Source organism: Stomatobaculum sp., assembly GCF_057248925.1.
This window is the reverse complement of the sequence record NZ_DBHIHF010000040.1, coordinates 1-9,287: the sequence shown is the minus strand read 5'-3', so window position 1 is coordinate 9,287 and position 9,287 is coordinate 1. Positions and strand designations below refer to the sequence as shown.

Here is a 9,287-nt window from a genome sequence, read left to right as displayed (position 1 = left end):
GATAAAACCCTCCTTACCGTGACACTTTCGTGTCCAGTAAAGAGGGTACATATCAAATGTCCCTGCGGATCATACGGTGGATCTTGTCGGGCATGGTCTCCTTGCTCTCGTTGCTGAAGTGAATACCGACAGTGTACTTACTGCCTCCGATATCAAATACTATGGTCGGTGCCTCGTCTTCCGGCAGTCCGGCCTGCTTCATCATTTCATTTTCCATTCGTTGTCCTTTCTTCTGTGCCTGTCGGCACAGAGGCCCGACAGAGAAGGAAAGTAATAGGCTTCGCCGTGTAAACGAAAACTGTAAGCAGAGCCTAAAATATTTTCAAAGTATCCTTCTCCCTGCCGGTTCTACTCCTTATTTCAATATTTTCTTTTTCTCCGTTTACATTGTTTACAAAAAAGAAAACAGCAGAAAAACCAGTAAATTCAGGCACTTCCGCTGTAAACCAAAGCGTAAACGACTGTAAACGAGAGGCCGCTTTCGTTTACAAAAACGGCAGTTCTTCCTGTTCTCCGATGGTCATAAACCCATCAAAGGGATCCTCCGATTTTGGCGGAGGCGGCTCAGACTCGTTTACACGATCAGACCGGTGCCAGGCACGCTGCGTTCCGTAAACTCCATCGAAGCGGTGCGAGGACGGCCCTGGCAACCAGCCGTCAATCGTGTTGTTCATCACATCATTGATCTCACTGATGCTCTTTCGGTCGGGATCACTTGGCATGTTCATGGCCCTGTTATAAATCATCCGGGTACAGACATAATCTTCAGAGCAGCTGTCCAGCCATGCCTGGATCACGCCAGTCAGCGTATCCTCAGCCATGAAGTCTATCCGATGAAGGTCCATCTTGTGCGACAGTTTCGACGGCAGCTTCAGTGACCAGTCTCCCGATTTGTAGAGAACCATGATCTCTGCCCAAAGCTGATCCATATACTTCCGGGACTCTGCCTCGTTATCAAGGACATGAACCTCAGCCTGTTCCATATTGATCTGAACCGGGAAGAAGCGGCGGTTACCGGTCCGGTCCAGTGGAAGGAACCGCTGTTTATTGGATGTCCCGACAAACACGCACTGTCTTTTCCGGTCCCTGGAATATTTAGCATAAGGCGTTTTATAGGATTCCTTCTGTCGGGAAAGAAACGCTTTGATCTCCTCAACGCTTTTGGCACTTGCGGTGCCGAGCATCTCAGCCATCTCGATGATCCAGTGTCCCTGCATCTTGCGGTACACATTCTCATCGTCCATCTTCTTCAGATCGTCAGAGAACCATTCGTCCTTTATTGCCAGGAACCGGAAGAAAGAACTCTTACCAGCGCCCTGATCTCCGACAAGGCAGAGCATGATTTCAAACTTACATCCCAGGAGAAACACTCTATGAACCGCACCGAGCATGAAGATCTTCAGGCTTTCATAGGTCAGATCACTGGTATCAGCGCCGAGGAAGTGATGCAGGGCATAGTGAACACGTTCCTGTCCGTCCCATTCCAGGGCATTCAGATAATCGCAAACCGGATGATAATGGTGATTGGCGATCACCACATCCAAAGCGTGCTGCACATTCTTTTCCGAAGTCAGTCCGTAGTTCTTCTCAAGATAGAGGATCAGATGACTCATATCGGAATCCGTGATTCCCGGTTCTTCCCGGTACCAGCCCAGGTCCTTCACAATGTCCGGCCGTTCCGTCAGGATGTTCCAGCAGAAGGCACCCGACAGAAGCGGATCCTTCTCCATGGCAATCGTGCAGTTCTCAACGGTTTGTCTGGTAAAACCTTTTTCGGTTTTCTCCAGTGACTTCCGGACTTCCTCGATCTGCTGAAGCATTTCTTCCGGCATATTCTCCCAGTCGATGCTTAATTTTATCGATCTCCTTTCCGCAGCTTTTCTTAAACTCCTGAAGCTAATCCTTGCTGCAATCGGACAGCTCATCCAGCAGATAGACGATATAATCTTTTCTCTGCAGAGCCTCACAGAACAATGAATGCCATTCTTCATCTGTCCTTTGTGGGGCATATCGTTTTTCCCAGTCCCGGAGCAGGGACCGATAATCAAGAAGGACCTTCCTTGCGTGGCCGGTCCATTCTTTCATTTCTTTGTCAGGATCTGCTCTTGCCCGGTACGGATGCGCTGTCTCCGGCTTGGCTTTTCCGACATCAATTCCGAAGTTGGCAGCCAGGCGGAGGGCAGCATCCTTTGCCGAAAGTCCCCGCAGCTGCATGGTCAGATCAATCGCATCGCCGGTCACTCCGCAGCCGAAGCAGTAATAGCGGTCATCCACCTTCATGCTGGGCGTTTTGTCCTGATGAAAAGGACAGCAGGCCATTCCGTTTCTTCCGACCTTCAGGCCGTACATTTCCGCAGCCTGTCTTGCAGTCACTGAAGCCTTAACTTTCTGAAAAATTTCCAACGCATCACCCCCGGTTACCAGCAAGTGCCCTGATCCCGTAAACCACCGTTGCGGCATCCACAGGATTCATCAGCTGGGACAGACGCTCCATGTTCCAAAAAATGTCGTCCCAATTGGAAAGCGGACAGCCCACATTGATCTCCAAGATGCAGATGAAATTTCCATTCACATAATCTCCGAGTAGAATCGTGAAGGAAGCTCCCCGGCCGGTCACCTGGGCCTCCGTCAGATGATCCGTCTTCTTCCTTACATTAATCTGTCCCTGCCATGTTTCCGCAGGCCTATACTTCTTCACGTACTTTGCAACATACTCCATTGCATAACTCCTTCCTTTAAATGAAAAGCACCCGGTATCTTCATTTCTGAAAATATCGGATGCTCATCGATCCATGGCTCTATTCTTTTTCTTCTTTGGTTCCTCGCCGGAGGACTGACTGCCGATATGCTCCTGCTTCATCCTCAGCCGTTCCATAATGGATGCTTTCGCCACTGTTTTGATTTCAGCTTTGTTCGCTTCCTTGACCACCGGTTCATGCAGCCGGGCCGATACCCGCTGAAGGATATCCCTTGCAGCATTCTTCAGCTTTGACTGAATCGCATCGACCACCTGACTGATCAGCGACTTTGCCGCCGATGATGTTCTCCTTTCCGGCGCTGTTGCCCAGGTCCGGTAATCATCAATTACTTCAAGATCAGCTTTCACGGTTTCTGCCTGGACTGTTTCAGAAACAACTTCACAGGCCTTTTCATAAGCTGCTTCACTGACTTCTTCCACGATTGCGTTCACATCCTGAATCTGCAATGTTTTTGCTTCCAGTTCAGCCTGCAATTCCGCAAGCCGCTGTTTCTGTGCCTGGATGATATACTCCTGTTTTTCAAGATAGCCCCGGCCTCCGTAGGTCGGCTTCCGGTCAACATACAGATCATGCTGCTCACAGATCTCCGTAAACAGGTCCCTGCATATTTTGTCGAAGGTCATTTTTCTGTTGTTGTTCTTGCCGGGCTTCTTGTCCGGATCCGGCAGAGGAATACCGAGAGCTTCCAGTGCTTTTTCCTGTTGGGGCTTGATGTGGCCGTAACCATCATCCGCATCAAAAACATGGCGTTCATGAATGTGCGGAGTGCTTTCTCCCATGTGCAGCGACCAGTCCAAGAAGTGAATGTGATTACCGTAGCGTTTATCCAGTTCCGCAAAGAAAGCGCAGACAATCTTTGCGAGCGTTTCTCCATCCACGGACTCGTCAATGCTGCCGATCTGAAGAATTGCTCATACCCTTTCATATAACTCAACATTAGTTCTGCTTTGCAGAAATTCTTTAAGGTCCGTTTCTTTATTTCTGCGTCTGGCATATCGGAACATTTTAACCTGATCCACTTCATACATAGAAAAGATAGTTTCCAGCGCCGCCGGATAACTCTATAGACAGAAACAATAATCGGTCGGTTATTTCGTATTGATGTGCTCGTCAATAATGTCCTGCAGGGTTCCATTCACCTTTATCTTATCCATTGCTTTGTTTACAGCGTTCAAAAGTGTTTCTGTTTGTTTAAAGCCCCGCATACTCCCGGATTTTTTCCTGAACGATTCTGTCCGATCCCCACGGGATATAGCGGCGGTCGGAATCGTCAACTCCGGTCACGGGAAATACCCGGTTCTCAGAAAGCTGTGCCCGGTATTCCGCCGGGGTACGGTTTAAGATCTCGCGGTATTTTGCGTTCAGGCTCTTCAGATCGCTGAAACCGTTCTCCAGAGCGATGTCAGTGAGTTTTTTCTCTGTAAGCGCCAGATCCAGCAGGGTGTGCTGAAACCGCACGCGCGTCAGAAACTCGTGAAAGTTTACGCCGGTCTCCTTTTTAAACAGGGTAGATATGTAAGTCCTGTTGTACCGGCTGTACTTTGCCAGGTCCTCCAGCGTCAGTTTTTCCGCGTAATGCTTCTCAATATAGCTGATCAGGCTGCAGGTCTGTTCCCTCTGCTCTTCATCCTCGGACAGCCCGCCCGGGATCTCCTGATGCGGAAAATCCGAACACAGGATATACACCATTTCTTCCATGCTGCCGTGAACTGCAAGCGAGGCATAGGGGCCCCCCTCGGCCGCCGCCATGTATGCCCGTGCGGCGCACCGGCGTATTTCCCGGTAGCGAAACTCGTTCCGTGTATCCGCCGTGCTGCAGCAGGAGGAAAGGTCCAGCAGGTATCCGTGCCTTACATATGGTCTGAAAACGGCCGCCGGAAAATGCATCACGAGTGCGCGGGTATTCGGTTTCTGGCCGAAGCTGGCATGGCCGGTACCCGGTGAGGTGACCATCACGTCGCCCTCCTCCAAAAGGATCGGCTCCCTGACGCGACAGAATTCCTGACTTCCGTTCAGCAGAATATTCAGCTCGTACTGATTCTCATGCCAGTGGAAACGGTAATTCAGGATCTCGTGTACAAAACAGTCAGCAGTCAGCCTGCCGTCAGTCCATTCAAGTTCATATCTGCCTGTCATGTGCTTCCCGCCCTTTCCCTGAAAAATTTCTAAATCCGAACATTTTCCCTGTGTAAAATATTTGGATATTGAGTACATTTTTGTCCGTTTCAGTTGATTTTACTGACATGGTGGATATTTGTCAAGCAAACCTTCGATATGCTTTTGGCTATTTTTCACATATCTGACCAGCTTTCAGGCTCATTTTCGCTTTCCGATTTTATCTAAAATGCACAGGGAAAATATTTGGATTTTTCGCCGTTCTTTCCGGCTTTTTCCTTTTTTATTTCCTCTCTCTGCGGCGCCCGTCTGTTAAATAATTGCCAAAGAAACCGCAGCGACAGAATTGCAAAAAATCTTTAATATAAAACCATAGCAAAGCACCGTCTCCAGGAAGCGGGGCTAAAGCTGAGCGAAAAAACAAATAACAGAAAGAAAGGATTTTGATTCATGTCTACACAGATGATTGTTTGTTTTGTGATCTTTGTACTCACCCTCATGAGCTACATTCTCAACAAGATCCCCATGTGGCTGACCGCCATGATCTCCATGACAGCCCTGTACTTCACAGGCTGCGTTGATGCAGATTCAGCCCTCGCCGGTTTCTCCAATGTCAACACCCTCCTGATGGCTACCATGTTCGTGGTTGCTGCCGGATTCCGCCGCACCAGCCTGGTAAGCAAGATGGTCAACGGCATCACCAAGATCACCGGCGGTTCCTTCAAGACCGCATACTTAGGCTATCTGCTGCTGGCCGTTCTGCTCACCAACTTCATCGCCAGCCCCATGGTCGTTTACGCGATCGTAAGCCCCCTGATCTGCGGTTTCCTGGATCAGACCGGCAAGAGCCGTTCCAAGTACCTGTTCCCCATCATGATTACCTGCGTAGCATGCTGCGGCATTCTTCCTCTGTCCACCGCCATTCAGCAGGCCAGCCAGTTCACCGGCTTCATGGAGACCTACGGTTTCTCCGGTATCTCCATGCGTGCCATTGATTTCACCATCGGCGCATGGCCCATCCTGATCGTAGTTCCGATATGGGCACTGTTCCTGGCTCCCAAGTTCACTCCCGACCAGCCTTCCGTTCCGATCGAAGCACTGGAAAAGAAAGCGCAGAACACCGACAGCAAGCTGAGTCCTTTTGTTGACACCGTCGGCATCATCATCTTCTTCGCTACCATCCTCTGCCTGATCTTCTCCAAGAAACTCGGTCTGACCACCTGGAGCGTTGCCCTCTGCGGCAGCCTGCTGATGTGCCTGTTCGGCGTAGTTGATCCCAAGACTGCTCTCCGCGACATTCCCTGGGATATGCTGATGCTGTATGTCGGCGCTCTGGCTCTCGGCTCTGCCCTCACCGCTACCGGTGCCGGCGACCTCATCGGAAATGCTCTTGCAACCGCTGTAGGCGGCACTCACAACAGCTACGTTCTTGGCGCAATGTTCTTCATCATCCCGTTCATCCTGACTCAGTTCATGCTGAACCGCAGCGTTTCCGCAGTATTCGTTCCCATTTGCCTGCTGACCGCCAATGCACTGGGTGCTAACCCCATCGGTCTGGTTCTGCTGGTAAATGCAGGTTCCCTTACCGCTTTCCTGACTCCTATGGCTACCCCCGCAGTTCCCATGGTCATGGGCGACGGCGGCTACTCTCTGAAGGATCTGTTCAAGAGCGGCTGGCTGATCACCCTCCTGCTGTGCGCTGTCTACATCATCTACACCATGACCGTTCTGCCCTGCTTCTGATTCTGACAGTTTCCCGGCTGTCGTATATCTGACCAATTGGCCGCGTTCCATTTTGGCGCGGCCGACCTTTTAAACCTTTTAAAAACTATGACAAGAGAAGAAATGATCCAAAAGGCCGCCATCATCCGCGGCCGCGATAAATTCGGTGCCATGACTCCTGAGGAGATCACCGCTCTGCCCGGAACCGAGCGAGAACTTGCCATCCCTGCTTCTGACGGCCATACCATCCGCGTTTTTGAGCTTCGTCCCGACAAGCCTCTGAAAGACCGCTGCGGAATGATTATTAACTTCCACGGCGGCGGCTTCATCAAAGGCCGCAGCGACCGCGATCACCGCTACGCTGCATGGCTGGCACAGGAACTGTCCTGCCTGGTGTGGGATGTGGACTACTGTCTCGCCCCCGAGGCACCTTACCCCGCTGCCCTCAATGAAGCATGCGGCGTGATCTCCTATGCCTTTGCAAATGCTGCAGAACTCGGCATGGATCCCGCCAGGATCGCGCTGGCCGGTCACAGCGCCGGCGGCAACCTTGTGTGCTCCTCCATGCTGCAGAAGGAAAAATACGGATTTTCACCCTGCTGCCTGCTGATGGAATATTTCCCCAGCCGCCAGTACATGGATCCCGCTGAAAAGCTCACTCCTGCCATGCGTGAAGATGCGTTCTGGTCCCGCCGTGCCGGCGTGGAGAAGGAATACGCCCTGTATTACGCCGAAGAAGATCAGCTGCACGATCCGCTCTGCAGCCCTTATCTGACACCGGAGGGCAGCTTTGCACAGTTTCCGCCCTGCCTGATCATCAGCGCAGGCACCGATACCCTGCGTGCTGAGACCGAAAGCATGGCTTCCCGCATTGCATCCGAAGGTGTTCCCGTTACTTCCATGCGGGTCGGCGAAGCCATCCACGGCTTCACGGTAAACCGCACGGAAGGCTGGGAGAAAGCACTCTCCCTTCACCGTTTTTTCTTTAAACAGTATTTATCCTGAAATTTCCTTTTATCACAGGAGAACCGATATGAAAATTACTGATGTAAAACTGATTTACGCCAAGCACTATCTGTTTGTCCATGTCTATACCGATGAGGGCATCGTTGGTCTGGGTGAGGCCGGCAACTGGGGATACCTGGATGCCACTGCTGCCGCCATCAACAAGTTTGCCAAATATCTCATCGGCCGCGATCCCATGCGCATTGAGGATCTGAACCAGAACTTCTACCGCTCCGTATATTTCCGCGGCAGCGTTATCATGAGCGCCATCTCCGCCATCGATATCGCCCTGTGGGATATCAAGGGCAAGAAGCTCGGCGTGCCCGTTTACGAGCTGCTGGGCGGCAAGACCCGCGACAAGATCCGTGTCTACGCTTCCGTAATGGTCAAGGAGAACGATCCCGCCAAGCTGGCACTCGGCTACAAGGATCTGCAGGCAAAGGGATTCACTGCTGCCAAGATCTTCGTCAACGGCCCCATTCAGACCGCAAACGACGGAATGGACGAGTTCTACAGCGGACGCATCGAGGATGAGCTGGAGAAGGTCCGCATCATCCGCGAGGCTGTCGGCCCTCACTTCGACTTCATTCTGGAAGCCCACCGCGGCATGACCAAGCCCGAAGCCATCGCTTTCGGTACCGAGGTCGCCAAATATCGTCCTATGGTTCTTGAGGATCCCATGACCCCCGACAATATCGACAGCATGGCTGAGATCGCTTCCAAAATCCCCGTTCCGATTGCGACCGGCGAGCGCTTCACCAACCTGCGCGAGTTTGAGATGCTGATGCACCGCCATGCGGCACAGTACATTCGTCCCGATGTCTGCGCGGTCGGCGGCATCACCACATCCAGGAAGATCTGCGCTGTTGCCGAGGCAAACGACGTGCTGGTCATCCCTCACAACCCTCTTGGCCCGGTTTCCACTGCTGCCTGCCTGCAGATCTGTACAAGTATCCCGAACCTGGGCATTCAGGAGCTGCCAGGCTTCTGCCTCAACGGAGCCGAGGACGCCATGGTACAGGAGCCTCTCCGCTTCGAGAACGGCTGCATGATCATCCCCGAGGCCCCCGGCATCGGCGTCGAACTGGCAGAAAATGCAAGCGAGCTCTATCCTGCCAATGAGCGCGGCAGCAACGCTGCTAAGCGCGCATTTGACGGAAGCGTCAAAGACTGGTAATTACGCAATGAAAAGGGGCTGTCTCAAAAGCAGCAGCCCCTCTCATTACGAAACAAGCGTTCCATCACACAGATAGGTTGGCATTGCTTTATTTGCCAAAATAATCCGAATGCTAGATTGCAAGATCAAGTAGGACAGTCTGAAATAATTCCTCCGGTGAACTGTAATGAAAAGATTTTCGGGGGAGTTGATTGATCCAATCCTGGATCTCTCATATTTGCTCATCCGTGACTCCATCAAAAGAGTGACACTTTGGCAAGAACCAGCGTATCAATGAGTTCTGCTTTTCGTTCAGCCCGCGTTCGTAGGCGGAGTAAGGATGAGCATAGTATATGGGTATCGCGGGGAGCAACTGTGGCAGTGAAGCAAATTCACTGCCATTGTCACTTGTGATGGAGCGAAAGACTTGGCTGAATCATTCTCCGTACAGCTCTCGGAGCGTTTTAAAGCCTTGCTCAACTGCCTGTGTGCTTCTACCGGGTATCTTTATAATGTGTCGAAATCTTGTG

The 9,287-nt window shown here is 51.6% G+C and carries 10 protein-coding genes and 1 pseudogene; 3 read left to right on the top strand and 8 right to left on the bottom strand.

Annotated features, from left to right (window positions below):
- Positions 1–52: 52 nt before the first annotated feature.
- From ACO4XG_RS10790 to ACO4XG_RS10760, 7 genes are all read right to left on the bottom strand, one after another.
- The gene (locus tag ACO4XG_RS10790; protein ID WP_485129755.1) at positions 53–217 is read right to left on the bottom strand and encodes a transposon-encoded TnpW family protein; all 165 of its coding nucleotides are present in this window, start codon (positions 215–217) and stop codon (positions 53–55) included.
- 268 nt (positions 218–485) lie between these two features.
- The gene (locus tag ACO4XG_RS10785) at positions 486–1,832 is read right to left on the bottom strand and encodes a virulence-associated E family protein (RefSeq protein ID WP_485129754.1); all 1,347 of its coding nucleotides are present in this window, start codon (positions 1,830–1,832) and stop codon (positions 486–488) included.
- Positions 1,833–1,896: 64 nt separating this feature from the next.
- Positions 1,897–2,460, bottom strand: coding sequence for a CHC2 zinc finger domain-containing protein (locus ACO4XG_RS10780; protein ID WP_485129753.1), 564 nt, complete (start codon positions 2,458–2,460; stop codon positions 1,897–1,899).
- Positions 2,408–2,719, bottom strand: coding sequence for a DUF6618 family protein (locus ACO4XG_RS10775; protein ID WP_485129752.1), 312 nt, complete (start codon positions 2,717–2,719; stop codon positions 2,408–2,410). Before ACO4XG_RS10775 ends, ACO4XG_RS10780 begins: the two co-directional genes overlap by 53 nt.
- 63 nt (positions 2,720–2,782) lie before the next feature.
- Positions 2,783–3,637, bottom strand: coding sequence for a hypothetical protein (locus ACO4XG_RS10770; RefSeq protein WP_485129751.1), 855 nt, complete (start codon positions 3,635–3,637; stop codon positions 2,783–2,785).
- Between the two features lie 33 nt (positions 3,638–3,670).
- Positions 3,671–3,796: a DUF6577 family protein gene (locus ACO4XG_RS10765; protein ID WP_485129756.1), complete on the bottom strand. Its 126-nt coding sequence runs from the start codon at positions 3,794–3,796 to the stop codon at positions 3,671–3,673.
- A gap of 154 nt (positions 3,797–3,950) precedes the next feature.
- Positions 3,951–4,895: an AraC family transcriptional regulator gene (locus ACO4XG_RS10760; RefSeq protein ID WP_485129750.1), complete on the bottom strand. Its 945-nt coding sequence runs from the start codon at positions 4,893–4,895 to the stop codon at positions 3,951–3,953.
- A 429-nt stretch (positions 4,896–5,324) separates the two neighbouring features.
- On the opposite strand from ACO4XG_RS10760, the gene ACO4XG_RS10755 reads away from it, so the two are divergent.
- The 3 genes from ACO4XG_RS10755 to ACO4XG_RS10745 all read left to right on the top strand — a co-directional run bounded on the left by ACO4XG_RS10755 (position 5,325) and on the right by ACO4XG_RS10745 (position 8,778).
- Positions 5,325–6,617 carry an SLC13 family permease gene (locus ACO4XG_RS10755; protein ID WP_485129749.1) on the top strand — a complete coding sequence of 431 codons (1,293 nt, stop codon included), beginning with the start codon at positions 5,325–5,327 and terminating at the stop codon, positions 6,615–6,617.
- Between the two features lie 102 nt (positions 6,618–6,719).
- The gene (locus ACO4XG_RS10750; protein ID WP_485129748.1) at positions 6,720–7,601 is read left to right on the top strand and encodes an alpha/beta hydrolase; all 882 of its coding nucleotides are present in this window, start codon (positions 6,720–6,722) and stop codon (positions 7,599–7,601) included.
- Positions 7,602–7,629: 28 nt separating this feature from the next.
- A complete protein-coding gene (locus tag ACO4XG_RS10745) occupies positions 7,630–8,778 on the top strand; it encodes a mandelate racemase/muconate lactonizing enzyme family protein (protein WP_485129747.1) in 1,149 nt (382 codons plus the stop codon).
- Positions 8,779–8,890: 112 nt separating this feature from the next.
- Here the strand turns inward: ACO4XG_RS10745 and ACO4XG_RS10740 are convergent.
- Positions 8,891–9,287: pseudogene (locus ACO4XG_RS10740) on the bottom strand (IS30 family transposase); the annotation flags it as partial.

Excerpts from the sequence above, each read along its gene's own strand:
- ACO4XG_RS10790 (WP_485129755.1), bottom strand. The coding sequence starts at position 217 with ATGGAAAATGAAATGATGAAGCAGGCCGGACTGCCGGAAGACGAGGCA.
- ACO4XG_RS10785 (WP_485129754.1), bottom strand. The coding sequence starts at position 1,832 with ATGCCGGAAGAAATGCTTCAGCAGATCGAGGAAGTCCGGAAGTCACTG.
- ACO4XG_RS10780 (WP_485129753.1), bottom strand. The coding sequence starts at position 2,460 with ATGCCGCAACGGTGGTTTACGGGATCAGGGCACTTGCTGGTAACCGGG.
- ACO4XG_RS10775 (WP_485129752.1), bottom strand. The coding sequence starts at position 2,719 with ATGGAGTATGTTGCAAAGTACGTGAAGAAGTATAGGCCTGCGGAAACA.
- ACO4XG_RS10760 (WP_485129750.1), bottom strand. The coding sequence starts at position 4,895 with ATGACAGGCAGATATGAACTTGAATGGACTGACGGCAGGCTGACTGCT.
- ACO4XG_RS10755 (WP_485129749.1), top strand. The coding sequence starts at position 5,325 with ATGTCTACACAGATGATTGTTTGTTTTGTGATCTTTGTACTCACCCTC.
- ACO4XG_RS10750 (WP_485129748.1), top strand. The coding sequence starts at position 6,720 with ATGATCCAAAAGGCCGCCATCATCCGCGGCCGCGATAAATTCGGTGCC.
- ACO4XG_RS10745 (WP_485129747.1), top strand. The coding sequence starts at position 7,630 with ATGAAAATTACTGATGTAAAACTGATTTACGCCAAGCACTATCTGTTT.